This window comes from Defluviitoga sp. (assembly GCF_035349255.1).
Lineage (GTDB): Bacteria > Thermotogota > Thermotogae > Petrotogales > Petrotogaceae > Defluviitoga.
Genome location: NZ_DAOPSE010000011.1, coordinates 1 through 26790, shown reverse-complemented (window position 1 = coordinate 26790; position 26790 = coordinate 1). Strand labels below are relative to the sequence as shown.

The window sequence follows — 26790 nt, the reverse complement described above, 5'->3', positions numbered from 1 at the left end:
TGTGAAATGAGAATTCACATAAATGATCCTTTGGATGAAAATGCTCTGCAGAAACTAAAAGAAAAATTACCCAAGGCAGTAATAACTTCTGAACACCTTGATAAAGATAATCTGAAAGTAAAAATGAAAGATGTGGACGTTTTGATTGTTCGAAGCGCAACAAAAGTTACCAAAGAAATTATTGAGAGTGCACCAAAACTGAAGATTATAGGTAGAGCTGGAATGGGCTTGGATAATATAGACGTTGAAGCAGCTGACACAAAAAACATAAAAGTATTAAATACTCCGGGTCAAAATGCTCTTTCTGTTGCAGAGTTAATAATAGGTATGGTTATAGATATATATAGAAATATTACTAGAGCAACAATAGGTCTCAAAGAAGGGAAATGGGAGAAAAAAGAACTTGAGGGGTTAGAACTATCTGGGAAAACATTTGGAATAATTGGATTTGGTTATGTCGGTAAAAATCTGGCCAAGTTGTTAATTGGATTTGATACAACCACTTTAGTCCATGATATTGTTGATTTAACCGAATTAGAACAAAAAGAATACAAGGTCAGCCAGGTGCCTTTTGAAGAATTACTTAGAAAATCAGACATTATATCTCTAAACATTCCAAAAAATGAAAAAACTTACCATATAATCAGCGAGCCTGAAATGAAGCTGATGAAAGACAACGTTGTAATAGTTAATACTGCAAGAGGTGGGTTAATAGATGAAAAAGCTCTATTAAAATACCTTAAAAATGGTAAAATATATGGAGTAGGGTTAGATGTATTTGAAGAGGAGCCGCCTGCAAATGATTTTTATAAAGAACTATTTTCACTTCCTAACGTAATTGTGACACCTCATATAGGTGCTTCTACTAAAGAAGCTCAAGAAAGAGTTGGAATTAACATTATTGATAGAATAATCGAAGAAGTCCACAAAATAATGGCCTTTTAATTTTTTAATCTATTTTCAAAACTAATTTGAAAAATTATGATATAATTAAAGTTGGTTGGATTCAGAAGATTAACTTAAAGCTGACATACAGTGTTATTAAATGAATTTTTAATTGGTTTTATTAAAGAAGGTAAAATGATTCTCAACAATGTGGTTAATGTAAAAGTGTGTTTTTTAAAAAATCATACAAATTCATTAGGAGGTGCGGTAGGTGAAAATAATTATTGATAAAGAAGCATGTATAGGAGATGGAATTTGCGAAAGTTTATGTCCAGATGTTTTTCAAATGACTGATGATGGGAAAGCTGAAGTAATAGACGAACAAAGTAATGAACCTTGTGTTCAAGATGCCATAGACGCATGTCCTACAGAAGCTATTAGTAGAGAGGAATAACAAATAAGAAACTGAATATTTTGAATAATGAATCGGGGGACACCCCGATTTTTTGTCCTCTCTGGTGGATCTAGATATCTATATTTTTTATTTTTTATTTTTTTGTAGTATAATAAGAATAAGAACTTTCGTAACTTTACTTTTGTTTTAACATATTATAAAAATATATACTTAAAATAAGATTACTACCAGGAGTATCCAAAAGGGGTGGGATTCTTTAATATTGGCTTGTGAAGCGGAGGGGTTGAGATGGAAAACTCAAAAGTTTTCGTTGTTACATCTGGTAAAGGTGGAGTTGGAAAAACAACCATAGTGGCTAATTTGGGAGCTTCTTTAGCCAAAAAAGGATACAATGTTTGTTTGATAGATGCTGATATAGGCTTAAAAAATTTAGACATCGTATTAGGCTTAGAAAATCGAGTTGTATATACCATAATTGATGTAGTAACTGGAAACAAATCTGTTATGGATGTATTGGTTAAGCATAAACAGATAAAAAACCTTTTTTTATTGGCTTCATCTCAGATTGCTAACAAAGATATGGTTTCACCAGACGACATGATAAATATTGTATCAAAGCTTTCTAAGCATTTTCATTATATTATTATAGATTCTCCAGCAGGAATAGAAAGGGGATTTAAAAACGCTGTTGTAGCAGCTCAGCATGCTATAGTTGTTACTACACCAGACTTAACATCAATTAGCGATGCTGATAGAGTGGTGGGACTTCTTGAAAACCAGGGTTACACTGAAAATAATATTTCCTTGATTGTAAATAGAATAAAACCAAAACTGGTTAAGAAAAACGAGATGCTTTCTGCTAACGATATAAAAGAGGCACTTGCATTAAATTTATTAGGCATTATTCCCGAAAGCGAAGATATTTTATTATCTACTAATGAAGGAAATCCACTTTCAATTAGTCGAGGAAATAAATTGCATGTAGTTTTTGATAACATTAGTGATAGAATATTAGGGAAAAATATTCCTATAGAAAAGGATCTCTCAGGTATTGATCACACTCCTGAAGGATTCTTTGAGTTCATAAAAAATCTATTTAGGAGAAGAGGGTGAAGAGTAAATGTGGCCCTTCACTAGAAAGTCAAAAAAAACAAGAGAAACCGCTATTAAAAGGATGAATGCATTCTTAAGTAATTCGCAGACCAGAAATGATAATAAAAACAAAAATAATATTTCTCAGATTAAATTAACAAACGTAGATGAAGAAAATTTGAACTATGTTGTTAATTATATAAAAGATTATGCAGTGACGCATCTTTCTGTAAAAAGAGAGGATGTTAAAGTCCACGTGTCAAAAGAAGAAAATTCTATTACGATCGTGGCTAATATTATTTATAAATGAAAAAGTTGCTCGACAATACATATTATAACAACAAATTAAAGGGTGAAGTTATATGGTTTATTCTTACTCTTTAAAGACACATAAAAGGGAAGAATTAATAGACATTACAGATTATGTCCAAGAAAGTATCAAAAAATCTAATTTGATTGAAGGCGTTGTGGTGGTTTTTATACCTCATACTACAGCAGCTGTTACTATAAATGAAAATGCGGATCCTTCTGTGAGAAAAGACATAACAACTTTTTTGTCAGAAAAAATACCGCAAAGCGGCCATTTTTCACATATTGAAGGAAATGCTGATTCCCATATAAAATCTTCTCTTATTGGTCCTTCTTTAACTTTAATAGTTGAGGAGGGAAGGTTATTATTAGGAACATGGCAAGGAATTTACTTCTGTGAGTTTGATGGGCCCCGTAGTAGAACCTTCTTAGTTAAAACAATAAAAGGTTGATATTTTCACTAAAATTATTTTTTATTCTTCTACAAGTAATCTATTTTTCTAAGTATACCTTAAGCCTCCATTAAGTTTGCTTTAAGGAAAAAAGGTTATTATTTTGTTGATAAAAATAATATAATAAGTGGAGGTGTTTATATGAAAAAATTTTTAGTCTTTGCTGCTATTACTATTTTATTAGTGGGCTCTATATTTTCTCAGAACAATGTAAACCCGAATTTAATGACTAAGCAACGACAACGAGCAGAAGAAATTCAAAATGATACTCCGGCTACTTGTAATGAGCTCCAGCAAATCAAAGTAAAGAATCAGATGCAGTTTAATATTTTAGGTCAAGAAATAGAGCCTATCACTGCAACAGGAGTCGTTAAAAAAATAGTAGAAAGTGGTTCCTTTGTGGAGATATTAGTAGAAATTGAAGATGAAACTTATTCATTAAAGATTCCCCGTGACCTTATAACTGACATTAAACCTGAAGAAACTATAGAGCTAACAGGCTTTAAAATTAAAATCAACGACTTCGGTTACTTCAAACCTTTGGAAATAAAATATCAAGAAAGAACACTTGATATGATACAAAGAAGAGAAAAATTACAAACACATAATTTTATTAAACAAGATATGAAAAATTACCAAAAGAATTGGGATTACAAAAATTTTCAAAAAAAGCTAAAATTTTACAAACAACCACCAAGAGCCACTCATAAAAAATAATTTTGATTGTAAGTATTCATTTTCATTAACCTGTGTATTTCTAAATAAAAGGGGCAATGCCCCTTTTATTTTTTGGTGCAACAAGCATTGCACTGGATGATTAATGACTAAATGGGATGGTTTTTCATTAGACTTATCAATTTTTACGTTTCTGAAAATACATGAAAAAACTTCGATTTTCTTTTATAATTAGATATAACTCTGAAATTTTTTTCATAACTGTCTTTAATTAGATTTTATAAATATAAAAAATTATGCTTAAATTTAAATAGAACATTACCGATCTTTTAATTCTTTTTAATGTATTTTTTTGCACAAATATGAGCATTTTAAAGATTAAGAATTTTTTTCCAAAAATGAACTTAAGGGCGAGGGCATATTGATGTCCTACCTACAATTCCAAAGTATTTATAACATAAATTAACTAGGAGGAAAAATATGAGGATAGAACAACACCCCATCCTAGAATTTGAAAAGGGTGAAAAAATTAAATTTTACCTTGACGGGAAAGAGATGATTGGATTTAAAGGTGATACGATTGCATCTGCTTTGTATGCTTCTGGTATTTATAAGCTTAGTGAAAGTAAAAAGTTACGTAGACCACGAGGGATATTTTGCGCGGTAGGGCACTGTTCTTCTTGCTTAATGATAGTTGATGGAATCCCGAACGTTCGAACTTGCACAACCCCGTTAAAAGAAGGCATGAAAATCGAAACTCAAAATCAAGAAGTGGTTTTAAATGAATAACATTGAAAAAGCTGAATTAATTGTAGTTGGAGGAGGTCCTGCAGGTCTTTCAGCAGCACTTGCTGCTGCTGATTATGGAGTTAACGTTATTCTAGTAGAAGAAAGGGAATTTTTAGGTGGACAACTAGTAAAACAAACTCATAGATTTTTTGGTTCCGAGAAAGAATATGCAGGAACAAGAGGAATAGATATTTCAAAATTTCTTGTTGAAAAAATAAAGGAAAATGAAAATATAAAAATTCTCACTTCTTCACGAGTCTTAGGTATATATAACGATAAAATAGTAACTATTCTTGCCAATAACAAAATGATAAAATATTCTCCGAAGGCACTGATACTTGCGACTGGTGCATCTGAGAAATTTCTGGCTTTTGAGAATAACGATCTTCCTGGGGTGTTTGGAGCCGGCGCAGTTCAAACATTAATGAATTTATATGGAGTGTTACCTTCCAAAAAAATATTAATGGTAGGTTCAGGAAATATAGGTCTAATTGTTTCCTATCAACTACTTCAGGCAGGTGTCAAAGTCGCCTGTATTATAGAAGCTGCTCCTAGAATAGGTGGCTATTCCGTTCATGCTTCAAAACTAGCGAGAATGGGAGTACCAATATTAACTTCCCACACAATAAAAAAGGCTGTAGGAAAAGATAAAGTTGAGGGAGCAATAATATGTCAACTTGATAGTAGCTGGAGAGAAATTAAAGATACCGAACAATTCATAAAATGCGATGCTATTTGTTTATCAGTCGGACTAAGCCCATTAACAGATCTATTAAAACAAGCTAATGTAAAAACTTCGTATGTACCCGAATTAGGAGGATACATACCTCTTCGTGATGAAAATATGGAAACATCTATAAAGAATCTATTTGTCGCAGGTGATGTTTCAGGAATAGAAGAGGCAACATCTGCAATTATTGAGGGACAAATTGCTGGATTAAATGTAGCTAAGAGAATAAAAAAGGATATTGATAATCAAGTTAAGATTGAGAAAAAAATAGCGGAGGCAAAGGACGAATTGGAGTTATTAAGGGCAGGTCCAGTTGGTGAAAAGGTAAGAAATGGACTTAAAAAAATAGGATTAGATCCATTAAAAAATTATGGTGAAAAAGTATCAACAGAAGAGTTTGATATATCTTTTTTGATGAAAACAGGTATTCCTAGTAAAGAGAATTTAAAAAAGAAATTACCTCTGAGTGAAGATGTATTTAACAAAGGGCCAATCGCTATATCTGAATGTTTTCAACAATTTCCTTGTGATCCATGTGTAAAAAGTTGTCCATTTGACGCGATATCTGAAAATGGAAGTATTAATAACATACCCTATGTAAATTTTGAAAAGTGTACAGGATGTGGAATTTGTGTAAGTAAGTGTCCCGGACTGGCAATGTTTGTAGTACAAAAAAATTATACAGATTCAACTTCTTTAGTCACTTTACCTTACGAATTTTTACCTAAGCCAGTGAAAAATCAGATTGTTCTTGTTTTAAATAGGGAAGGGACAGAAATATGCGAAGGGACAGTCAAGAGGGTTAGAGATGGAAAGATTCAAGATAAAACAACTGTTGTAACTATAGAAATCCCAAAAGAATATTTCCTTGAGGCCAGAAATATTAAGGTAGATGGGGGTCAAAAACATGGATGAAAATAAAGTTATTATATGTAGATGTGAAGATGTAACTTTAGCTGAAATTAGAAATCTCATTAAGCAAGGATTTACCACTGTAGAGGAGATAAAGCGACTTGTGCGCTCAGGAATGGGGCCTTGCCAAGGTAAAACTTGCGGCTTACTAATTGCCCGAGAAATTGCTGAAATTACTAATACATCAATAGAAAAAATTGAAATACAAAATATGAGACCTCCTTATGGTGGAGTTACTTTCGAAGAAGTAATTGCAGGTGATACAATTGAAGAATAGAGCAAGTGTGGTTGTAATTGGAGGTGGAGTTGTAGGTAATTCTATAGCATACAATCTGGCTAAAAGGGGGGTCGAAGATGTTGTATTAGTTGAAAGGTCTTTTTTAGCAAGTGGTGCAACTGGGCGGTGTGGAGCTGGGGTTAGGCAACAATGGGGAACAAGGCAGAATTGTCTTTTAGCAAGAGAAAGTATGAAAGTATTTGAAAATTTTAAAGATACTTTAAATGTCAACGTAGATATAGAGTTAAAACAAAAGGGATATTTACTTTTAGCGTATTCAAACAACGAATTGGAACAATTCAAAAAGAATATCAAAGTTCAAAATAGTCTTGGTATACCTTCAAAATTGGTTACTCCTCAAGAGGCAAAATATATCGTTCCAGATCTAAATACTGATAAATTAATAGGGGGAGCATTTTGTCCAACAGATGGCCATGCAAATCCATTTAAGGTAACTTATGGTTACTCAAAAGCTGCGGAAAACTTAGGAGTTGAGATAAATAAATTTACTGAAGTTAATGAAATAAAAACGGAAAAAGGTAAAATAATTGGTGTTCAAACTAACAAAGGATTTATAGAAACTTCAAAAGTAGTCGATGCTGCAGGTGGTTGGTCGCAACAAATAGCAAAAATGGTGAATGCTGAACTACCTGTATATTCTGAAAGACATGAAATTTTAGTCACAGAACCTATAAAACCCGTACTTGATCCAATGCTTATGTCTTTTTCTTACAATATCTACTGTCAACAAACTCCAGATGGTAGTTTTATAATGGGTTATGGACCCGATAACGAACCCCCAAGTTTTGATATGCATAGTTCTTGGCAATTTTTAGAAACTATGTCTAAAAAAGCTGTTTGGTTATTACCCCCTTTAAACAAATTAAGAATAATAAGGCAATGGGCTGGTTTATATAATATGTCTCCTGACAAGCAACCGATAGTTTCGAAAATAAAAGAAGTTGAAAATTTTTATGTTGCATGTGGATTCAGCGGTCATGGATTTATGATTGCGCCAGCCATTGGAGTTTTAATGGCAGACATTATAACTGAAAGTGATCTTACATATAATGTTGTTTTAGATATAGAAAGGTACAAAAGAGGGGAAATAATATCTGAACCGTCGGTAGTTTAATGGTAACCTTTATAAATTTAGTTTTTGAAAGGAGGAATGATTTTTGAATAATTCCATTCCGATATATGAGGAACCAACCAACGAACCTGTGTTGAATTATGAACCTGGAAGCAAAGAAAGAAATGAGTTAAAGCAAAAGCTTAGTAATCTTAAGAGTAAAGAATTAGAAATACCTGTAATAATAGGTGGAAAAGAATTAAGAACCGGTAATATAGGTAAATGTATAACTCCCCATGAACACAGTCATATCCTTGCATATTACCATAAAGCCGGTGAAAAGGAAGTTCAGCTAGCTATTGAAAATTCTTTAAAAGCTAGAAAAATATGGGACGAGTTTTCATGGGTAGATAGAATTTCCATATTTAAGAAGGCAGCAGACCTTTTGTCTACAAAGTGGAGAAGTACTTTAAATGCAGCAACAATGCTTTGTCAAAGTAAGAACGCTTATCAAGCAGAAATTGACGCGGGTTGTGAATTGACCGATTTTTTTAGATTTAACTCTTACTATGCTACAAAAATATATTTAGACCAACCAAAATCTGTTGAAGGCGTTTGGAATAGGATGGAGTACAGGCCTTTGGAAGGATTTATATTTGCGATTACCCCTTTTAATTTTACTTCTATCTCCGGTAACTTACCAACAGCCCCGGCAATAATGGGAAACACCTCTCTATGGAAACCAGCTTCTTCGGCAGTGTATTCTGCCTATTTTGTTATCAAATTGCTTCAGGAGGCTGGATTACCAGATGGAGTTATCAATTTCATACCAGGTGATGGGGCAAAAATTGGAGATTTAGTTCTTGAAGATCCTAACCTCGTGGGGATTCATTTTACCGGTTCAACTTCAACTTTTCAAAATATGTGGCAAAAAATTGGCAATAATATCGGTAAATACAAATCTTATCCGAGAATAGTTGGAGAAACTGGAGGTAAAGATTTTGTCGTTGCGCATGAATCTGCCAATATTAATGTGCTTGTAGCCACATTAATAAGAGGTGCATTTGAATACCAAGGCCAGAAATGTTCTGCAGTATCAAGGGCTTATATACCAAGAAATATTTGGCCAAAAGTAAAAAATAGGCTCTTAGAAGAATTACAAGATATAAAAGTTGGATCTCCTGAAGATTTCTCTAATTTTATGAACGCAGTTATTGATAAAAAAGCATTTGATAAAATCATAAGTTACATTGAATATGCCAAAAGTGATTGTGAATCTGAAATTATTTTTGGGGGTAACTATGATGATTCTGTAGGCTACTTTATCGAACCAACGGTTTTTCTTACTAACAATCCTAAATCTAAAACTATGCAAGAAGAAATTTTTGGACCAGTTTTAACAATCTATATCTATGATCCATCAGATTTTGAAAAAATTTTAAAACTATGTGATGAGACTTCTCCATATGGTTTGACAGGGGCTATAATTTCTCAAGACAGGGGAGCAATAATTAAAGCAGAAAGAGAGTTAGTAAATGCCGCAGGTAATTTTTATATTAACGATAAACCTACGGGAGCAGTTGTGGGACAGCAACCCTTTGGAGGTTCTAGAGCATCAGGAACAAATGATAAGGCGGGAACTATTATAAATCTTTTAAGATGGGTTTCTGCACGTGCTATAAAAGAGAATTTTGTTCCTGCGGAGGATTTTAGATATCCTTTTATGAAAGAAGAATAACAAAAAAACCCGATTTTCGGGTTTTTTATTGGAGCGGATAATGGGATTCGAACCCACGACCCCTTGCTTGGCAAGCAAGTGCTCTACCGCTGAGCTATATCCGCTTCTGTATTTGTGTGGTGCGCGAGGTGGGACTTGAACCCACACGGATTATTCATCCACAGGATTCTAAGTCCTGCGCGTCTGCCAGTTCCGCCACTCGCGCGACTGAATTAATAACAAAAAGAAATACAAAAATGGTGACCCGCCTGGGATTCGAACCCAGGACCCTTTGATTAAAAGTCAAATGCTCTACCAGACTGAGCTAGCGGGTCACTTTTGTAATAGTTTATTTTTACCTTATTTAACCTTAATTATTATAACCTTTTGTAAGCGTTTTGTCAAGCAAAAAATTAAAACAGCAAGTAAAATTGTGTTTAATATTATTTATTTTATTATTTGAATTTGTTAGTTTTCTTCTTTTAAGAAAACTTTAGATGAAATAAACATAAGAACAGATCCGCTAATAAACAATACCAAATTAATAACTATAAAATTATTTAAGGTTATTTGTTTAATATTACCAGAAAATCTTATCAAATCAGTTACATATTTTACAGGTAATAAATTACTTATCCAACGAATTGATTTAGGTAAAAATTCTATTGGAAAATATACTCCCGAAAAGAAGGTCATAGCAACATAAAGTATGGTTGCTACTTCGCTTGTCACTGCTGGATCTTTGAATATAAGAAGGAGTAACACTCCAAGCCCCATCATTCCAATTGATGAAGAAATAAAGACACAAAAAAGTGATAACCAATTAAAATAAAAATTTAAATTAAACAAAACGCCACCTAAAATAATGATAATAAACATGGAAATCAAGTTTAAAAAAAGCTTGGATATTGAAGCTGATAAAGTAAATTCTAAAGGTTTTACAGGAGATGCCAAAAATCTTTTTATTAATCCGTACTTTTTGTATCTCCCGAAAACATTGATCATTGAAAACATCCCACCTGACAACAAGGACAAGGCTATTACACCAGTTATAATAAAATCCAAACTATTTTCTGGACTTGCTCCTATAGATGTTTCAATAAATTCTATATTTATAAAATCTTCTTTTATTCCAGCATAGTGCTTTTTAAGTATATTTTGTAGTTCTAATTTTATAAATATTATTGATTCATCATTCATATCTGGTTCTTTTTGGATAAAAGTTAATTCATTATTTTCATGATTTAATAATAAACCTATATTAATTATGTTTTCATTTAAGGCCATTGTAATGCTATTTTTGTCTTCAAAAAATACTACTTTGTAAGGGATTGAATTGATTATTGTTTCATCAACATCTCCAACTATTCCAATTTTATATTCTTTAGTACCAGAAGAAGCTTCAGTACCGAAAATAGTTCCAAATAGTAATAGCAAAAGTACGGGCAAAAGAAGGGTAAAAAATACTTCCATCCAATTTCTAAAAGTGTCTTTAGTAAAAATACTTATTAAAGAAAACATCCGTCTATTTTTCATTGTATACCATCCCCTTAAAAGTCAAAGAAAATATCAAGATGGAAGAAATCATCCATATAACAGGTACAAGAATATTAATCAAGGAAATAGAACTTCCGAGCATTATCTTTCTCATTCCGTCAACTAAATAGGTTACTGGATTGAAATAAACATACCATCGTATGATCCAAGGTGAATTAGTTACATCAAAATAAAAACCGCTCAAAAATATTGTAGCTTGATATATTAGTTGAGAGATTGCTCCTGCAGCTCCCATATTTTTGTACAATGAAGAAAGAAAAAGCCCCACACTTAAAATTATCATAATAGAAAAAAATGTATAACCAATAAAACTAGGTTTGTAAATATTTGTACTAACATTAAAAAGATATGCTTCAATATATAATACAATTAGTGACATTATTAATAAGATAATATGTGAGAGTAGGAAGCTGACAAAAAATTCACCACCTTTTATAGGTGAAGAGCTTAATTTTTTAAAAATACCTTTTTCTACGTTGAAAGAAAAATCAAAAGGCATATTAAAAACTGCTACTGTTAAAACAGACATAAGAATGATAGCTGGGAACAAGTAATCTCTATATCTATAAGGTTGTGATGAATCCATTCCTATGATTTCTTCTTTAACTGTTAATGGAACTCCTGCACCTTTAGTAGACATCCTAGTATTTATTTCATCTATGAATACGCCGAATATGTTTTTAGCATAAACTGAAGAATTTTCATTAGTATAGTATACTTTCAACTTGGGTACTTCTAAATCTTTGATAAAAAACTTTACATTTAATAGATTGAAATTTTCCGGGAAAACTACAAGTGCATTTATTTTAGATTTTTTTAAGTTGTCTAATCCTTTTTCAAAAGAATCATATTCAATCATCGTGAACGGAGTATTACTAAATTGCGATGAAGAAAAGACCTCGTCAAAAGTATCTTTTGCAATACCTCGTAAAGATTGTTCATAATATACGCCTATTTTAAAGTCCATATTTTCAACGTTTCCAATATTCTCAAAAATACTTGTAAAGAGTAAGAAGAAAAGCGAGGGAAATATAATAGTCCAAAAAGGAACGGCAAACTCCCTCGAAGAATTTATAAAAAAGATTTTTGTTAAATTAATAATTTTTTTCATATACTTTCACCTAGTCTCTCAGCCGTTTACCAGTTAGCTTTAAAAAAACATCTTCTAAATTTGGTTTTCTAATAATCATATCTGATATATCAAACTTTTTTGTTCTTGCTTCTTCAAAAATTTTTAAAAGAGCATTTTCAAGATCTACAGTTTCTATTCTATAAAAATTCTCATTTTTACTGACTTTAAGATCAATTTCATCAAATAGTTTTTCGCTAATGTCATCAAAATTGCCATTTGAATTGATTTTGAAAGATATTATTGAATTCATTCCTAAAGAATTAATGAGCTCACTAACCGAGCCTTCTGCAATAATTTTTCCTTGATCAAATATATAAACTCTATCTGCTAAAAATTCGGCCTCTTCCATATAGTGGGTTGTTAATATTATAGTTTTACCTGAATTTCTTAAATTAGAGATTATTTGCCAAGTATTTCTTCGTGCCTGTGGGTCTAAACCTGTTGTAGGTTCGTCAAGAAAAAGTATCTCAGGATCGTTAATTACTGCCGTAGCTAAAGCAAGTCTCTGTAATTGGCCTCCTGAAAGTTTTGAAATTCTACTTCGCTTTTTTTCTTCAAGATTAAAGTCAGTAAGAACCTTTTCAACTTCGAGACTTTTTTGATATAGACCTGCAAAGGCTCTAAGTGTTTCTATAACAGTTAAATTCTGAAAAAAAACAGTGCTTTGCAATTGTACACCAATTTTTTCTTTTATATTTGAGTCAATTTGATCTGCCTTTTCACCAAAGTAGTATATTTCACCCTCATCTCTTTTTCTCAACCCTTCTAATATTTCAAGAGTGGTTGTTTTTCCTGCGCCGTTTGGACCCAGGATAGCAACAATTTCCTTCTTTTTGACATAAAAAGAGACGTCATCGACGGCTTTTACATCTTTGTACTGTTTTTTTAGATTGTTTACTTTTACAACAACTTCTTCCATATATATTCCCCCACTTCTAAATTCATTTTATATCATTCTAATACGTTATTTAACCATTTTTTGCTTTTATACCTAAAATAAAGGATTATGGACTTAACAACTTCTTCTGTCATAGTAAGGAGCTTTCCTGGCATCTTTCTTAGATATACTATTAAAACCAAAGATATACATCCTATTAATCTTTCTATAGCAGCTCCTTTTACAACTAAAGCAGGAAAACCAAACTCCCCAAAAAAAGAAGATAATTAAAAAATATATTTGGAGACAATTCTATCACAAAGCACAATTATTTTATGATAAATAATTGTAAATAAATATATAACTATTATATGTAAAAATTAGAAAAGACAATGTAAAGTATTTTGTGTAAGAAAAGTCTGACAAAAGAATAAGGGAGAAGTAACCTTCAATTGGAGCAAGCAAATAAAGAAGCAGTTGGATTAATAATATAAATTTTTATTTACTCTTCTCCCTAAGTTGTGCATCTTAGATCAAAATTATAAATTAATCTGTTATAATAAGGTAAATTATCTTAAAATGTCAATATTATTAAAAAGGAGATAAAACATGAAAAAATCCTTTTAAACTTAGCATGTTTTATTCTAATTCTTTTCACGATCACTCTGCAGTATCTATTGGCTTTTGGATATGGTTTTGAGGATGTATATGTTGATACAGGGGTAATTTACAGTGAAGCTAAGCAATTTGTTGAAGAAAATGGTGAGCTAATAAAGAAGATTTCAAAAGACTACAGTTTTTTTGCAAAGACAAGTATTGAGATAATTGAAAAAGAGACTTCTAAAAGTTATATTAATAAAGTTATATTAATATAGAAGGAAATTTGAATTATGTAGAAGATTTCAATTTAGATAGTTATACCATAGCATTTTATGGAGTTCAAAATTTTAAAAATAATCTGTGGATTTTCAAAGGACTAGATTTATACGCCGGGTTGAATATCAACAAAGATGTTGATGAGAGGGATTTTAGCTTGATAGAAAATGTGAATGTTGTATTGGGTTTATCTACAAAAGTTAAGGTTTTTTAATTCTTTTGTTTCAAATTTCTAAAGTGAATAATTTTTTTATTTCATCGTTGGATAATTCCGTTATCCAACTTTTTCCGCCTTTTATTACATTGTCTGATAATTCTTTCTTTTTTTCGAGCATTTCGTTTATTTTTTCTTCAAAGGTTCCTAAAGTGATGAATCTGTGGAAAATTACATCTTTTGTTTGACCTATCCTAAAAGTCCTGTCAGTTGCTTGATTTTCTACAGCAGGATTCCACCATAAATTGTAGTGTATAACATGATTTGCAGCTGTTAAATTCAATCCCGTGCCTCCTGCTTTTAATGAAAGAATCATAATAGGGAACTTATGTTTATTTTGGAAGTCATTAATAAGTTGATCTCTTGTTTTTCTGTTTAATTCTCCATGAAAAAAGAGAGGTTCTATCTTAAAATTATCAGCTATAATTTTTGTTAAAATATCTCCCATTTCCTTATATTGGGTGAACAGAAAAGCATTTTCATCTTTTTCTAAAATATTTTCAAGTAAATCCAGCAATTTTTTATGAATAATGATTGTTCGCTATCTCCTTTTGTTATTACAAGAGAAATAGAATCAAATAAATTGAAAAAAGAGTCCAACGAAGCAATATGATAACCATTTTCTTGTGTGTATTGTATTTCTTTTATGGGTTCGCCACTTAATATTACAGTAGGAGAAAGAGGAGAATATAAAAATTTTATGCCTGTTTCTTTAAAGTAAGGGCTAATTTTTGTATTTGCTTTCTTATTATCTTTTTTGTTGGTTATTGAGGTCGGTAAATTTTTGTACATTTTTAACAGTACATCTTTAAAATTATTTCCTTCGAAAAAATAAGCTTCATCCGGTAATAACTTTATAACTTTCTCGATTTTATCTTTCTCTTCTTCAGTAAAAAGAGGTAAGGATATCTTTTCTTTATACGGAGTAGGTCTTGTTCCTTGAACGCGTGCAAAGATTGTAGAATTTTTTTTGAATTTTTATTTCTAGAACTGCTCCATCTTTAGCATACTTTCTTCCTCTTGGCAATCTGTTAGTATCTCTATCGATGTTTTCAAAGGCTTCTACCCACTTTTGCCCCACCAACTTTTTCCAAAAACATATTTTCTTCCCCTTCTTATTCGCCTCAAACTTAATAACTCATTAGACTTGATTTATTAAAAAACAAAAAATTAATTAGCAACTAACTATCATGCTTTATTTTATTAATTTCTTTTAAAATTTAAAAGATATATAATCAATTGTTATTATTTCTCAAATATCAAATTTCTCCAACAGAGGTAAGAAAATCTAATAAAAACCCTTTTATGACAGAAGAAGAATAAGATAAAATACTCAGAGTTTCAGCTTTTATTTTTGCCAATTTGCCAGTTTTATCCGCATTTTCTATGTCTACGAGAGTAAGTGGCCTTTCAAGTTTTTCACCAAATACATTTTTAATCTCTTTGTGTATAATGGGGAATTTATCTAAAGTATATTTCATAACTTCTTTTACATAATCTTCATAACTTTCAAAGAATATTGGTTGTGCTCCCATAATAATTTCTTTGGATGCATCATCAGAATAAAATAAAAGATAAATAAGATAATCATCCATTAAATAATGAGCATTATTTAGTTTGTTTGCTTTATTCTTGCTAAACGCTGCCCCAATCATTTCAAAAAATGTACCTGGAGAATTATGATAAGGTTGCGAAAGATCTTCAATATAGTGTAGAGCTCGAGCTAAAAATCTGTATCCCCAATATTCGTCTCCGTTTTCAAAGGCTTGTTTTGATAAATCTGCGAAGTATAAAAAAGATTTATCTGCTTCAAAAGCCTTTAGAACTCCAATTTTATATCTCATGTGCCTTACTCCCTGACTATTACCTATCAGACCTTGCAAAGGATGAAGTTTTAACCCCTCGTCCATTCCAAAATCAGGTTCTGGAGCATATATTGATAAAATTTGCCAAACAGGAAGTTGATTGTTTACTGGTGGAGGATCGGGAGGAATATCCATTCCATATGGAACATCTATAAACTTTCTTTTTCCAGCAACATCTTCAAGAATTAAATATTCCAAATTATATTCCCTATCCTCCTTGTAACTATACTCCGTAATGCTCACTAATTTATCTTTAACTGGTAGTTCTTGAATTAAGTAATATGTATAAGCAGAGTGCCCACTCCAGGAAAAGGCACTGGTGACAATTAAAAGAAGGGCTAAAATAAATATTAAAGTTCTCTTCATAATTTAACTCCCCCTTAAAGATTTATATACTTACTTTTTTAGTTTAATTTAACTCATACGTATTTCAAAACAAAAAGATATTAGTTCCACAATGTTTTCTCACTGGTAGATATAGCTCTTACTCCTTTTTTAAATAATTCTTCTGCTTCTGATCTTTTGGTAATCAAACCTCCTGCTATAATCATACTAGAAGTTTTTATATTATTGATAAAATACGGAGCTGCTACAGCAGGAAGTATCTCAAAAGCATCTGGTTCACAATTTTTATCAATTAGATTTTTGATAGAATTAAGAGAACCTGAGTCTATTAAAAAAACTCTTTGAATAGTCAGAAGGTTCTCTTTCATAGCACATCTTACTAAGTTATTTTTAGTAGAGATGATACCATCGCATAAATCCTTTTTTGCTAAATATTCAATACCTTTTCTGTCAAAAGCTATACCTTCTACTAAATCAATATTAACTATCAATTTCTTTCCATATTTTCGAACAAACCTTACTATATTTTCTAGATCTAATATTGAACCTGTTAGTAGAAATATAATATTTGAGGTAGCTTTTACAGCTTCCACTATATCATTTAAATCTCTTACGCCTGGTATTAAAGTGTTTTCTTTGACTAATGCTTTAAGCTTATTCATTTTCTCCCCTCATTTTTGTATTTTATTTCACAATTAATCATTCTACTGTTATTACAATATCTAGTCTATTTTATTTACACTTCTTGTTATTATTATATCACTTCCGGTCCCCAAAATATTTTTCATTATTACTTCCCCTCTTTTAACAGGAGCGGTAATTTTAGTATTTTTTAATATTTCCATAATATCATTCATCAATCTTAGAGGAACTGGTTCGGTTGATCTGACTGAGGCTAAAGGCATTTCTCCATTTTCAACCTTTACACTAGTAACAACCACTCTTAAAGGATCTGTCAATTCCTGTTTAACATATTCTAATCCACGTTTGCATCGATTTCCTTTTGCCTCGAATATTTCCACTTCATCTGCGTCAGCATAAATCACGTTTATTTTGCAACCAAGGGGACAGTTAACACAAACTATCTTTTTCTTTTTGTGATTAACTAATTCCATGAGCTTTCACCTCAATTTCCTTTATATTTGAATCTTGAAAAGGTTTTAAAGAAATTTCTATCATTTCAGAAGGCCGCGCTTCTTCCTCTACAATTTTTATTCCCAAAGGTTCTACAACTATTTCTGCTTTATTAAACACTTTTGAAACTCTTACATATAGTTTTGATTTTTCGTTAGGATCTATAAAAGAAGGATGTAATACATTAATGTTTTCGCCCTTGTTGATCTTAATGAATTTCTGAGGATTGTACTCTTTTTTAGTATAAAGGGCCGCATATTTTCCAGCCTTTTCGCCTTCTCTTGCAACGAAATCTACTAAGTCGAATATTACGGTACAATTTCCTGCCGCAAAAATCCACTCTTCAGAAGTCTGATTGGTATTTGAAGTTACGAAACCAGACGCAATCTTTACAAATTCAACTGGTTTTACAGAAGGGATTAAGCCGACAGAGGTTATAAGGGCATCCACTTCAAATATTTTTTCTGTATTTGGCATGATATTTCTATTCTCATCTACCTGGGAAACATAAACCTTTTTTAGCCTATTATCTCCTTCTACTCTTGTTACGGTATGAGATAAATACAGAGGAATGTTATAATCTCTTAAGCATTGTTGAACGTTCCTTTCTAATCCCCCTGGATAAGGTAATATCTCTACTACACCTTCTACTTCTATTCCTTCTAAATGAAGCCTTCTAGCCATGATTAATCCAATATCTCCAGAACCAAGTATTAGAGCTTTGTTAGCTGGTTTTAAATTTTGTAAATTTATGTATTTTTGAGCAACACCTGCCGTAAAAATTCCACTGACTCTATCTCCAGGAATAGCTAAGGAATTAAAATGCCTTTCCCGTGCTCCTGTTGCCATCACCAAGGCCTTGGTTTTTATTTCATTTATTCCGTTTCTATTAACAAAAAGAATTTTTCTATCTTTCGTCACTTCAAGCACAAAGGTACTTTTTAAGAGTCTTGTATTTGTCTTTTCTAGTTCTTCTTGAAGAGTCTCCTTGAACTCAGGACCCGTTAAATCTTTTCTAAAATAGTGCAATCCAAATCCATTATGGATACATTGATTTAATACTCCTCCAGAATCATCTTCTCTTTCAATTAAAATTACATCTGCTCCAGATTTACTTGCGGATATGGCCGATGCCATTCCTGCTCCACCTGCTCCTATTACAACCACATCTGTTTCATATTTCATATTGTCCTCACCTCTGATGCAATTATCCAAGATCCTTCTTCGTTTTGTTTGATTTCTGTAGGAGATAAATGTGTTTCTTCAGAAATTATTTTTAAAATTTTTGATGTACAAAAACTTCCTTGACATTCTCCAAATGAAGCTCTAGTTGAAAATTTTATGTCATCGATTGTTCTGGCGCCACTTCTTATAGCTTCTTTAATTTCTTTTTTTGTAACTTCATTGCAAAAACATATCATTTCCCCGGCTTCTGGATCTTCATTAATCGCTCTTTCCCAGTAAACTAAATCTGTTTCGACTAAATGTGGCATCTTTTCTATGTAACTTGTGTAGTCTTTCCTTTTCTTTAGATTTATATGCATTTTCTCAGCTATTAAATATTCAACAACATATTTTGCAATTGCAGGTGCAGCAGTCAAGCCAGGAGAGCGAATACCAGAAACATGTATAACGTTCCCACGTTCCCCTACGTCTATATGAAAATCTTTTATTTTAGTTTCAGGTCTTAATCCTGCAAAAACTTTTACTACATTTCTAGAAAAGTCTAAAGAAGGTATTAATTTTAAAGATCTTTCTCTAACTTCTGAAAGCCCTTCGGTAGTTGTAGAAAAATCTTTCTTAGATTTTACCTCTTGAGCATTAGGACCTGCTAAAAAACCTCCATCAACTGTTGGAACAACTAAACATCCTTTCGTTAAAGGAGTTGGTATTGGAAAAATAATTGAATTTGAATATTTGATATCTTTTCCAAAGAGGAAATATTCTCCTTTAACTGGAAAGATCAAAGGTAAGTTATCACCAAAAAGTTTAGCAACTTCGTCAGCGTATAACCCGCAGGCATTTATTACTAAATCTGTCAAATATGAACTACCATCTTCAAAAATTAATTCATATTTTTCACTTTTTTTATTCACTCCAACAAGCTTTTTATTTTTAAATACTTTTCCACCATTAATTTCTATGGATTTTGCCGCTTGCATGGCAACCTCCCAAGGTTCTGTTACACCTGCAATTGGACAATAAAAAGATTTCAAAACGTCTTTATTTAAAAGAGGTTCCATATCTAATACGTCTTTTTTATCTAAAATTTTGTATTCCTTCATGTTGTTTTTTATGGCATTTTCTTCAATTTCATCTATTATTTTAAGTTCTTCTTCATTGAAAGCAACAACATGCGAACCCACTCTTAATACTTCTATCGATAACTCTTTTGATATTTCTTCGTAAAGTTTATTACCCATATGACATAATTTGGCACGTAAAGTACCAGGAGGATCATCATAACCGCCGTGAATTATTCCTGAATTTCCTTTTGTGACTCCTATTCCAATGCTATTCTTTGCTTCAAATAAATATACATCTTTTTCATATTTGTTAAGTTCTCTGGCTATTAAAGAACCAACTATACCTCCTCCAATTACTGCTATCAAAATTCTCAACCTCCTAACTTTAGAGATTAATAAAAAAAACCATATCCAGAATCTTAGGAATTATCCTAAGTTGGATATGGTTTTCTCTCTTATCTCCACCATATCAAATATTTATTTTATAATTTATTAATTTCTAATCTTTTATTTTATCACAAACTTGCTTATTTTTAAAAATACCGACCTTCATTTCAGAGTATTTAGTATCAAGATTTTATTTGTGAAAAAAGTAACCATTCAGTTTTGAGCTTGGATTCTTACATGTATTTTTTTATAATAAGCCATGGTATGTAGTTGTGTTAGCAGCCAATATTATTGTCATCAATATTGTATTCAAAAAGGCTGCAGTATAAACATTTCCAGTTTTTTCGTATAGACTTTTCGTATAGAAGGTTGCTACAATCAACGATGGTATCAAAGCAAAAAGCAATATTGGATTCAAAGCTTGAGATGGACAGAGGGCCTTACCTCTAAAGAATAAGAGCCCATATTGAAGTAACAAAAACACCACAAGTCCTCCAACAACTGAAATGCACGCAAATAAATATCCTCTGAATTTTTTCATGAACCGAGTATTTGCATTTACAGAAATACCGATTAAGTAATAGAACAAGAAAAAGAAAGGCGAGTATTTTAAAGCGGCTATTAAATGAGATGCTTCAAAGGTTTTTACTGCCCAAGTCCAAATTCTGAAATCGGTTTTAAATAGTGCATCAATTAGGTATAATATTGCATAGCCTATTACTACCGCAACGATTACTACCAATAGTGAGGAAATTATAGATTTCCAATTAGTTACAAAGCCGTATTGCCGTGGTGAAATGTCTGAATATCTTTTATTTAGATAATACATAATTAAAGTTAAAATGAGAATAACTTCAGAAACTATAAGTGCCCAGTATACGATTTGATTCGTAGTAGGTTGATTAAAATAACTACTTAATACAAACATCTTGTTTCCAAAAAAGACAGATAAGAAAAGGAGTATGCTAGCCAATGAGATAAAAATTGTGCCATTTATAATAGTCTTTTTTGACTTCGCTTCTTTTTCTTTTGCTTTTGAGTAAAGAGCAATACCTACAATAATAGACAAAGCAAAAGTAATTAACGATAATATTTTTAAAATGGTCATACCTGATTCTCTTTTGTCCATCAAAGTTGGAAAAAAGAGTGCAGGAAATGCGGCACCTAAGATAAAGACAATCCAGTAAACGGTTTTTGTTACCTTATTTTTAGGTGCTTTAACAACCAAGTCTGAAGGAGTTTTGGCTTTTGAAAAAACAGGTAATTTCATAAGAGCCATAATTAAAGGTACGAAAAGTAAAAAGAAACCAATTAATGCTAGAAATTCAGAATATTCTTTCAGCATCCATCTTTGATTTTCTGGACCTAATCCTACGTTTCCTTGATTTGGAGAGATGTAGTCTTTAAATGCTTCTGTATAAAAAGTGATTTGATATCTTGTCGTTTCAAATGAAAAGTGATTCCACGGGTGGATTTCCCATGGTTCATAAATTACCCTTCTCCCCCCATTTTCTAAAGTATACATTAATCCTTCAATTGGGTTCTCAGGATTACCTAAAAAAGCTCTTCCTTCCAGTTTGTTTATATAATCTTTAAAAACAACTGTTTTACCAGTCCTTGAAGCTTCTGAATCAAAGAAAAATTCGTCATAATGTGCAGCTATCATTCCAACTGTTCGAGGCCCGTAAGCCCCAAAGGCTACATTAGAATTTATTCCTAAATAACTAGACCAAGAATAATCAGATCCCATAGTTAATCCAGCAAGTATCTTTCTTATACCTGTTTTCATAAAGTCTTGTTCATCCTTTACCATCGCCACAGTAGAAGAAAATCCGCCCATTGAATGACCTGCAACAGCAATGATCCCGTTACCTTCTGAGTCTTTTAGAACGTAATCTTGTTCGTACATATATTGAACAGCATCATATATAGCAGTAGGCCAAAAAGAGAAAAAGGATTTGGAAGGTTCATAATTAGTTTTATTTATAGAGTGACCATGATCGTACATATCTAGCGCAAGAACAACATAACCTCTTCTTGACATTTCTATTGCTGAGGCATCTTGCATTTCTGCTGAATTTAAATAACCATGCGTGGTTATGATTGTCGGCCTTGGATCATCTGGACCTGCTCCCTTTGGTAAATACAAGAGACCTGATAACATTCCTGTTTCTGTTTCAAAATTTATTCTTTTCACCTCAACCGAATAAAAAGAGGTGTTAAACATATGAGCAAGAATGCTACCTATAAAAATCAGAATAATGGACAATAAAATGAGTTTCCCCTCTTTTTTCATTAATAAAACCTCCCTTTGAGTTTGTCGCCCCTTTTGAATTGTAAAAATATTAAATACCAACAAATTAAGCCTCTTACCTCTAATTACGATGGATATTATAGGCTTTCTATCTATCTCCAATCTTTTAACTCATTATTATTTTATATTTCCTTTTTGACAAAGTCAAATTGTTTGAGCGCCTTTTGTAGTTAAATGAGACTTTTTACAAGTAAACAAAGCTAACTAAATCAATAAACCTTTACAAACAATACAATTAATTCTCAAGATCCTTTAACATATTATTACTCAAAAATATTGTTAATATCTTATTTTATTTCTTTCATTTACAATTAATTCTACTTCATCAGTTATTACACCATCGTAAAAACCTTCAAAATCATATAAATCTTGAGGATCGTTTAGAGTCCATAAGTATATCTTTAAGCCTTTATTGCACCATTTTTTTAATAACTTTTTTGATTCCTCTTTATTTTCCTTTATAGCATCAATCCACAAATTTAGAGAATAGAAATCAAGTTCCTTATGCAATCTTGAAAGGTTATATAATGTCTCATATTTAACAAGTAACCCGATCTTCACATCTTTATCTTTTTCTCTTATTTTTCTAAGAGCATCCACTTTGAATGAAGAAAATAAAGTTCTATCCAATGCTCCTAATTCTTTTGTTATTTCATATGAAGGAATAGCAGCTTCAACTTCTTTTACTTCTAAATTCAAAAATGCTTTTTCATCTAATGATCTTATTGTTTCTTCTACGGTCGGCACAGGTTGACCATTTGGAAATTTGATTGTTCTAAGCTGTTTGTAGTCAAGGGAACTTAATTTTATTCCGTTTATTTCTTCGTCATGTAATACTACAGGGACTCCATCTTTAGTTAATCTTGAATCATATTCGATACCATCTGCTCCAAATTCTAACGCCTTTTGAAAAGCTTCAATAGTGTTCTCTACATATTTTGCACTATATCCTCTATGACCTAACACCAAAAAATCATGCATTAATCGTTCCTCCTTATAACGAGCTAAATACTCACTTTAGAAATTCTAAAAAGTACATTTTATAGATATTACAAATTTAGTTTTTTTAAAAAATTCCTCCTTTCTTCAATTCTTATTAATTGCTAATTTTTTTACATATTTCAGTATCTACACCAAAAAAATAGAAGGAAAAGCATTGTCACCTTATAAATCCAAAACTTTATTTATTGAGAATCTTCCTTTTTTAAAGTGACTATAAAAATTTAAGGTCTAAAAAATGTTGCAAAGTTGATATTATCTTCTAAAAAGCTATTTAATAGACAGTCAAATATCCTTTAAACCGTGTTTCTATAAAAATAATTATTACTATTATAAGTAAAATATAAGTAAAAAACCTTAAAATTTCTAATTAACTTATATTCTAAATTAAGTAGAGATAATGAATAGCTAATCATCACTTCAATCCGCTAGTTACTAGACTCTTAACAAACAAATCCTGAAGTGCAAAAAATAAAATTAAAGTAGGTAAAGCAGCCATTAAAGTTCCCGCCATAATTATTCCCCAATTGTTTGTACTATCTGTTGCTATTAACATTTTTACACCAATTTGGACAGTTTTCATCTTATTATCCATTGTGACTATCAATGGCCATAAGTACATATTCCAGGCATAAACAAAATTTATTATTGAGGCTCCTGCAATCATTGGACCTGATAAAGGAATTAAAATCTTTCTAAAATATTGCATAGGAGTAGCTCCATCAATCTTCGCTGCATCTTCTAGTTCTTTTGGGATAGACATAAAATGTTGCCTAAATAAAAATGTGTTAGTTGCTGACGCTGTAAATGGGATAATCAACGCCCAATATGTGTTGACCCATCCAAATTTTGACATAATCATAAATAAAGGTAGAATCATTACCGTTTCTGCAGGCAAAAATAAGGTTATGAATAAAGCAAAAAAAGTAACATTTTTACCTTTAAAATTAAAAGAAGAAAAAGCGAATGCGCCTAATGTTCCGGTTATTATTTTTCCTAACGTAGTACAACAAGCTACTATAAATGAATTTAAAAGCATCCTTCCCAAATTCATTATATTAAGCGCTTCTTTGTAATTTTTAAAATTAATTTGAGAGGGGAAAAACTTGGGAGGATAAGAAAAGACTTCCACCTCACTCATAAAACTCATCGAAATAGCAAGTAGAAATGGTAAAAACATAATTAAAGAAAAAATTATTAAACCTACTTCTATTAAAAAATAATTTATTTTTTTCTTTGAAGACATTTTCATCATCTTTCACCCCTTACTGGTAATGTACCGATTTTTCGCCAAACTTAAAATAGAAAAAAGTAATAAAGCACATTATTATAAACAAAATAACACTTTGGGCAGCTGCTTCTCCTGTCTTCTGAAAATAAAAAGAATCTAGATATAATCTATAAATCATAGTAGTAGTAGATTCCACAGGACCGCCTCTTGTCATTATATCAATAATTCCAAAGGAATCAAACATAGCATGTGTTATTTCCATGATAATTAAATAAAATGTCGTTGGCGAAAGAATAGGAAATTTTATCTTCCAAATTCTTTGCCAATTGTTCGCTCCATCAATTATTGAACTTTCTATAACTTCTTCAGGTATTGATTGAAGACCTGCAAGATAAAATATAATGGAAAAAGGAAGCATTTTCCAAATACTAGTAACCATTACAGAAATTAAGGCAAATGGTTGACTGGTAAGCCAATTTGCACTTATACCAAAAAACCGATTGAGAAAATAGTTAATATGACCAGCTACTGGGTTTAACATGAATGTCCATAGAGCTCCCGCAATTGTAAAAGAAATTGCGTAAGGAGTAAAAATTAATGTTCGATAAAATTTGACTCCAAAAACTTTATTATCCAATAGTAATGCAATGAGATACCCCAAAAAAATTACGCTAAAAACTGTAACAAGAATATATATTACTGTAACTTTTATTGCATTTAAATACGTCTTACTTTTAAATAAATTTAAAAAATTGTCAAATCCTACAAATATCTTTATATCCCCAAAGGGGGAGACTTTGTAGAAACTTAACATAAAAGAGGAAACAGCGGGCCAATAAATGAAAAGAATAATTATTACTAAAGTAGGTATTAACAATATGTATGGAGTATATTTTCCCCATTTCATTTCTTTCACTCCTTCTAAAATCCAGGGAAGAAAAGTCTTCTTCCCTGGAAAATAATTCATCTACTTATTTTGAAATCTTGGTTCTTGTTTTTCGTAACTAATTTCTATTGATAAAATTTGTTGTAATCTTTTATTAATTTAGTCACTTCATTTTCTGCCCATTCTAAAGCTTTTTCAGGAGTCATCTGGCCAGCAACCATTTTATCATAAGCGTTTTCTATAATTTCACGAGCTTCTTGGAATACTCCTATAACCGCTCCTGCTGTATTGTAATTTCTTTTCGCTAGTAATAATTGCAATAAAGAAGTAAAATAATTAGGATTTTCTGCATAGAATAGTTCATAATGTAAAGTTTCAACAGCATCTTTTCTTACTGGATAATATCCAGTTCCCTTATGCCACTTAATTTGTTGTTCTTCATTATTTATAAATTTCATTAATTCCCAAGCAGCTTGTATTTCATTATCTGGATGACCTTTTATTAACCAAAGACTTGCTCCTCCAACTACCGGACCACCACTTATTGATACATCGGGTACAGGCAAGAAAGCAGTCCCAAGTTCATAATTGTTGCTTTTTAAACCCTCTTCAAATAATTGTACATCAGATGTAGAGGTTATTAACATAGCAGCTTTACCAGAGATAAAGTTTTGTCTGGCAGCTGACCAATCTTCATGAGTTGTATTGATTATTAAACCTTCTTTATTTAATTGATCGAGAAGTTTAAATATTTTAATACCGGCTTCATTATTGAAAACAGCTTCTGTAGCTCTTCCTGTTCTTCCATTGTTGTTGTTTACAAAAGGAGCATCTGCTACTGCTAACATTTGTTCGAATACCCAAGCATGAGTTGGCCAAGTAAATCCGTATTGAACTGTTTTTCCACTAGAATCTTTCTTAGTAAGAATTCTACAATACTCTAGAAATTCATCGTAAGTTTTTGGAGGTTTGTTTGGGTCAAGGCCAGCTTCTTTGAAAAGTGTTTTGTTGTAATATAACAAAGCAGTCGAGGAATTAAAAGGCATCGAGTATAATTTTCCATCCACTGTGTAGTAATTTACAATAGGATCAAGCAAGACTCCTATATCAAAAGATGGATCTTTATCTAACATTTCTTGTGCAGGAATGATAACACCACTATCAATCATTATTCTCGTACCTATCTCATAGATTTGAACGACATGTGGTGCGTTTTTCGATTGAACAGCAGCAATAAGTTTGCTAATTGTTTCAGGATAGCTTCCAGTGAATTGGATATTTACTTTAATATCCGGATGAAGCTCTTCAAAATCCTTAACCATGTCCTCTATTAAAGGAACTCTCTGGCCACTCATAGCATGCCAAAATTCAATCGTTGTTACAGAAAAAGTTAACCCAGCAA

Annotated in this window: 30 protein-coding genes and 3 tRNA genes; 13 read left to right on the top strand and 20 right to left on the bottom strand. The window is 31.5% G+C overall.

Translation table 11 applies throughout. The annotated features are described in order from the left end of the window. Positions 1–6 precede the first annotated feature (6 nt). The 11 genes from PKN74_RS04350 to pruA all read left to right on the top strand — a co-directional run bounded on the left by PKN74_RS04350 (position 7) and on the right by pruA (position 9346). The gene (locus tag PKN74_RS04350; RefSeq protein WP_472308981.1) at positions 7–945 is read left to right on the top strand and encodes a D-2-hydroxyacid dehydrogenase; all 939 of its coding nucleotides are present in this window, start codon (positions 7–9) and stop codon (positions 943–945) included. A gap of 211 nt (positions 946–1156) precedes the next feature. Next, entirely contained in the window at positions 1157–1339 is a 183-nt protein-coding gene (locus tag PKN74_RS04345; RefSeq protein WP_472308979.1) for a ferredoxin, read from the top strand. A gap of 249 nt (positions 1340–1588) precedes the next feature. Further along, positions 1589–2413 carry a septum site-determining protein MinD gene (gene minD, locus PKN74_RS04340; RefSeq protein ID WP_472308977.1) on the top strand — a complete coding sequence of 275 codons (825 nt, stop codon included), beginning with the start codon at positions 1589–1591 and terminating at the stop codon, positions 2411–2413. Positions 2414–2420: 7 nt separating this feature from the next. Then, on the top strand, positions 2421–2702 hold the full coding sequence (locus tag PKN74_RS04335) for a hypothetical protein (RefSeq protein ID WP_472308975.1): 282 nt from the start codon (positions 2421–2423) through the stop codon (positions 2700–2702). A 52-nt stretch (positions 2703–2754) separates the two neighbouring features. Beyond that, complete coding sequence (locus PKN74_RS04330) at positions 2755–3153, top strand: secondary thiamine-phosphate synthase enzyme YjbQ (protein ID WP_472308973.1); 399 nt, start codon at positions 2755–2757, stop codon at positions 3151–3153. Between the two features lie 141 nt (positions 3154–3294). Beyond that, the gene (locus PKN74_RS04325; protein WP_472308971.1) at positions 3295–3870 is read left to right on the top strand and encodes a hypothetical protein; all 576 of its coding nucleotides are present in this window, start codon (positions 3295–3297) and stop codon (positions 3868–3870) included. A 438-nt stretch (positions 3871–4308) separates the two neighbouring features. Next, a complete protein-coding gene (locus tag PKN74_RS04320) occupies positions 4309–4617 on the top strand; it encodes a (2Fe-2S)-binding protein (protein WP_472308969.1) in 309 nt (102 codons plus the stop codon). After that, entirely contained in the window at positions 4610–6262 is a 1653-nt protein-coding gene (locus tag PKN74_RS04315) for an FAD-dependent oxidoreductase (protein WP_472308967.1), read from the top strand. Before PKN74_RS04320 ends, PKN74_RS04315 begins: the two co-directional genes overlap by 8 nt. Beyond that, a complete protein-coding gene (locus tag PKN74_RS04310; RefSeq protein WP_472308965.1) occupies positions 6255–6536 on the top strand; it encodes a (2Fe-2S)-binding protein in 282 nt (93 codons plus the stop codon). The genes PKN74_RS04315 and PKN74_RS04310 overlap by 8 nt, the downstream gene beginning before the upstream one ends. Continuing rightward, positions 6526–7671 carry an NAD(P)/FAD-dependent oxidoreductase gene (locus tag PKN74_RS04305; protein ID WP_472308963.1) on the top strand — a complete coding sequence of 382 codons (1146 nt, stop codon included), beginning with the start codon at positions 6526–6528 and terminating at the stop codon, positions 7669–7671. The genes PKN74_RS04310 and PKN74_RS04305 overlap by 11 nt, the downstream gene beginning before the upstream one ends. Before the next feature lie 43 nt (positions 7672–7714). Next, positions 7715–9346, top strand: coding sequence for an L-glutamate gamma-semialdehyde dehydrogenase (pruA, locus tag PKN74_RS04300; RefSeq protein WP_472308961.1), 1632 nt, complete (start codon positions 7715–7717; stop codon positions 9344–9346). Positions 9347–9375: 29 nt separating this feature from the next. Here the strand turns inward: pruA and PKN74_RS04295 are convergent. The 7 genes from PKN74_RS04295 to PKN74_RS04265 form a co-directional block, all read right to left on the bottom strand. After that, a tRNA-Gly gene (locus PKN74_RS04295) sits at positions 9376–9450 on the bottom strand. A 13-nt stretch (positions 9451–9463) separates the two neighbouring features. Beyond that, a tRNA-Leu gene (locus tag PKN74_RS04290) sits at positions 9464–9551 on the bottom strand. A gap of 32 nt (positions 9552–9583) precedes the next feature. Then, a tRNA-Lys gene (locus PKN74_RS04285) sits at positions 9584–9660 on the bottom strand. Between the two features lie 133 nt (positions 9661–9793). After that, positions 9794–10861, bottom strand: a complete 1068-nt coding sequence (locus tag PKN74_RS04280; protein WP_472308959.1) for an ABC transporter permease — start codon at positions 10859–10861, stop codon at positions 9794–9796. Next, positions 10851–11993: an ABC transporter permease gene (locus PKN74_RS04275; protein ID WP_472308957.1), complete on the bottom strand. Its 1143-nt coding sequence runs from the start codon at positions 11991–11993 to the stop codon at positions 10851–10853. The genes PKN74_RS04280 and PKN74_RS04275 overlap by 11 nt, the downstream gene beginning before the upstream one ends. Before the next feature lie 10 nt (positions 11994–12003). Further along, complete coding sequence (locus PKN74_RS04270; RefSeq protein WP_472308955.1) at positions 12004–12933, bottom strand: ABC transporter ATP-binding protein; 930 nt, start codon at positions 12931–12933, stop codon at positions 12004–12006. Between the two features lie 32 nt (positions 12934–12965). Next, a complete protein-coding gene (locus PKN74_RS04265; RefSeq protein WP_472308953.1) occupies positions 12966–13094 on the bottom strand; it encodes a hypothetical protein in 129 nt (42 codons plus the stop codon). A gap of 474 nt (positions 13095–13568) precedes the next feature. Here PKN74_RS04265 and PKN74_RS04260 point away from each other — a divergent pair, with 474 nt between their 5' ends. Further along, positions 13569–13766: a hypothetical protein gene (locus PKN74_RS04260; RefSeq protein ID WP_472308951.1), complete on the top strand. Its 198-nt coding sequence runs from the start codon at positions 13569–13571 to the stop codon at positions 13764–13766. An 8-nt stretch (positions 13767–13774) separates the two neighbouring features. Next, the gene (locus PKN74_RS04255; protein WP_472308949.1) at positions 13775–13981 is read left to right on the top strand and encodes a hypothetical protein; all 207 of its coding nucleotides are present in this window, start codon (positions 13775–13777) and stop codon (positions 13979–13981) included. A 10-nt stretch (positions 13982–13991) separates the two neighbouring features. Here PKN74_RS04255 and PKN74_RS04250 read toward each other — a convergent pair whose 3' ends face one another. The 13 genes from PKN74_RS04250 to PKN74_RS04190 all read right to left on the bottom strand — a co-directional run. After that, complete coding sequence (locus PKN74_RS04250; protein ID WP_472308947.1) at positions 13992–14498, bottom strand: DEAD/DEAH box helicase; 507 nt, start codon at positions 14496–14498, stop codon at positions 13992–13994. Then, on the bottom strand, positions 14471–14773 hold the full coding sequence (locus PKN74_RS04245; RefSeq protein WP_472308945.1) for a hypothetical protein: 303 nt from the start codon (positions 14771–14773) through the stop codon (positions 14471–14473). The genes PKN74_RS04250 and PKN74_RS04245 overlap by 28 nt, the downstream gene beginning before the upstream one ends. A 124-nt stretch (positions 14774–14897) precedes the next feature. Beyond that, complete coding sequence (locus PKN74_RS04240; protein WP_472308943.1) at positions 14898–15062, bottom strand: hypothetical protein; 165 nt, start codon at positions 15060–15062, stop codon at positions 14898–14900. 178 nt (positions 15063–15240) lie between these two features. Next, complete coding sequence (locus PKN74_RS04235) at positions 15241–16212, bottom strand: phospholipase C/P1 nuclease family protein (RefSeq protein WP_472308941.1); 972 nt, start codon at positions 16210–16212, stop codon at positions 15241–15243. A gap of 80 nt (positions 16213–16292) precedes the next feature. Beyond that, positions 16293–16853, bottom strand: a complete 561-nt coding sequence (locus tag PKN74_RS04230) for a glycerol-3-phosphate responsive antiterminator (RefSeq protein ID WP_472308939.1) — start codon at positions 16851–16853, stop codon at positions 16293–16295. A gap of 60 nt (positions 16854–16913) precedes the next feature. Continuing rightward, a complete protein-coding gene (locus tag PKN74_RS04225) occupies positions 16914–17306 on the bottom strand; it encodes a DUF1667 domain-containing protein (RefSeq protein WP_472308937.1) in 393 nt (130 codons plus the stop codon). Continuing rightward, positions 17293–18510 (bottom strand): NAD(P)/FAD-dependent oxidoreductase, encoded by a 1218-nt coding sequence (locus PKN74_RS04220; RefSeq protein ID WP_472308935.1) that lies wholly within the window; start codon positions 18508–18510, stop codon positions 17293–17295. Before PKN74_RS04220 ends, PKN74_RS04225 begins: the two co-directional genes overlap by 14 nt. Continuing rightward, positions 18507–19937: an FAD-dependent oxidoreductase gene (locus tag PKN74_RS04215; RefSeq protein ID WP_472308933.1), complete on the bottom strand. Its 1431-nt coding sequence runs from the start codon at positions 19935–19937 to the stop codon at positions 18507–18509. Before PKN74_RS04215 ends, PKN74_RS04220 begins: the two co-directional genes overlap by 4 nt. Positions 19938–20205: 268 nt before the next feature. Further along, complete coding sequence (locus PKN74_RS04210; protein ID WP_472308931.1) at positions 20206–22254, bottom strand: serine aminopeptidase domain-containing protein; 2049 nt, start codon at positions 22252–22254, stop codon at positions 20206–20208. Between the two features lie 297 nt (positions 22255–22551). Further along, positions 22552–23253 (bottom strand): glycerophosphodiester phosphodiesterase family protein, encoded by a 702-nt coding sequence (locus tag PKN74_RS04205; RefSeq protein ID WP_472308929.1) that lies wholly within the window; start codon positions 23251–23253, stop codon positions 22552–22554. A 433-nt stretch (positions 23254–23686) separates the two neighbouring features. Beyond that, positions 23687–24517 carry a carbohydrate ABC transporter permease gene (locus tag PKN74_RS04200; RefSeq protein WP_472308927.1) on the bottom strand — a complete coding sequence of 277 codons (831 nt, stop codon included), beginning with the start codon at positions 24515–24517 and terminating at the stop codon, positions 23687–23689. A 19-nt stretch (positions 24518–24536) separates the two neighbouring features. After that, positions 24537–25409 carry a carbohydrate ABC transporter permease gene (locus tag PKN74_RS04195; RefSeq protein ID WP_472308925.1) on the bottom strand — a complete coding sequence of 291 codons (873 nt, stop codon included), beginning with the start codon at positions 25407–25409 and terminating at the stop codon, positions 24537–24539. 104 nt (positions 25410–25513) lie between these two features. After that, the coding region (locus PKN74_RS04190) for an ABC transporter substrate-binding protein (RefSeq protein WP_472308923.1) at positions 25514–26790 on the bottom strand (1277 nt) is incomplete at its 5' end.

Coding starts and splice junctions, on each gene's coding strand:
- PKN74_RS04350 (WP_472308981.1), top strand. CDS start 7: ATGAGAATTCACATAAATGATCCTTTGGATGAAAATGCTCTGCAGAAA.
- minD (WP_472308977.1), top strand. CDS start 1,589: ATGGAAAACTCAAAAGTTTTCGTTGTTACATCTGGTAAAGGTGGAGTT.
- PKN74_RS04335 (WP_472308975.1), top strand. CDS start 2,421: ATGTGGCCCTTCACTAGAAAGTCAAAAAAAACAAGAGAAACCGCTATT.
- PKN74_RS04330 (WP_472308973.1), top strand. CDS start 2,755: ATGGTTTATTCTTACTCTTTAAAGACACATAAAAGGGAAGAATTAATA.
- PKN74_RS04325 (WP_472308971.1), top strand. CDS start 3,295: ATGAAAAAATTTTTAGTCTTTGCTGCTATTACTATTTTATTAGTGGGC.
- PKN74_RS04320 (WP_472308969.1), top strand. CDS start 4,309: ATGAGGATAGAACAACACCCCATCCTAGAATTTGAAAAGGGTGAAAAA.
- PKN74_RS04315 (WP_472308967.1), top strand. CDS start 4,610: ATGAATAACATTGAAAAAGCTGAATTAATTGTAGTTGGAGGAGGTCCT.
- PKN74_RS04310 (WP_472308965.1), top strand. CDS start 6,255: ATGGATGAAAATAAAGTTATTATATGTAGATGTGAAGATGTAACTTTA.
- PKN74_RS04280 (WP_472308959.1), bottom strand. CDS start 10,861: ATGAAAAATAGACGGATGTTTTCTTTAATAAGTATTTTTACTAAAGAC.
- PKN74_RS04275 (WP_472308957.1), bottom strand. CDS start 11,993: ATGAAAAAAATTATTAATTTAACAAAAATCTTTTTTATAAATTCTTCG.
- PKN74_RS04270 (WP_472308955.1), bottom strand. CDS start 12,933: ATGGAAGAAGTTGTTGTAAAAGTAAACAATCTAAAAAAACAGTACAAA.
- PKN74_RS04245 (WP_472308945.1), bottom strand. CDS start 14,773: ATGTACAAAAATTTACCGACCTCAATAACCAACAAAAAAGATAATAAG.
- PKN74_RS04235 (WP_472308941.1), bottom strand. CDS start 16,212: ATGAAGAGAACTTTAATATTTATTTTAGCCCTTCTTTTAATTGTCACC.
- PKN74_RS04230 (WP_472308939.1), bottom strand. CDS start 16,853: ATGAATAAGCTTAAAGCATTAGTCAAAGAAAACACTTTAATACCAGGC.
- PKN74_RS04225 (WP_472308937.1), bottom strand. CDS start 17,306: ATGGAATTAGTTAATCACAAAAAGAAAAAGATAGTTTGTGTTAACTGT.
- PKN74_RS04220 (WP_472308935.1), bottom strand. CDS start 18,510: ATGAAATATGAAACAGATGTGGTTGTAATAGGAGCAGGTGGAGCAGGA.
- PKN74_RS04210 (WP_472308931.1), bottom strand. CDS start 22,254: ATGAAAAAAGAGGGGAAACTCATTTTATTGTCCATTATTCTGATTTTT.
- PKN74_RS04205 (WP_472308929.1), bottom strand. CDS start 23,253: ATGCATGATTTTTTGGTGTTAGGTCATAGAGGATATAGTGCAAAATAT.
- PKN74_RS04200 (WP_472308927.1), bottom strand. CDS start 24,517: ATGTCTTCAAAGAAAAAAATAAATTATTTTTTAATAGAAGTAGGTTTA.
- PKN74_RS04195 (WP_472308925.1), bottom strand. CDS start 25,409: ATGAAATGGGGAAAATATACTCCATACATATTGTTAATACCTACTTTA.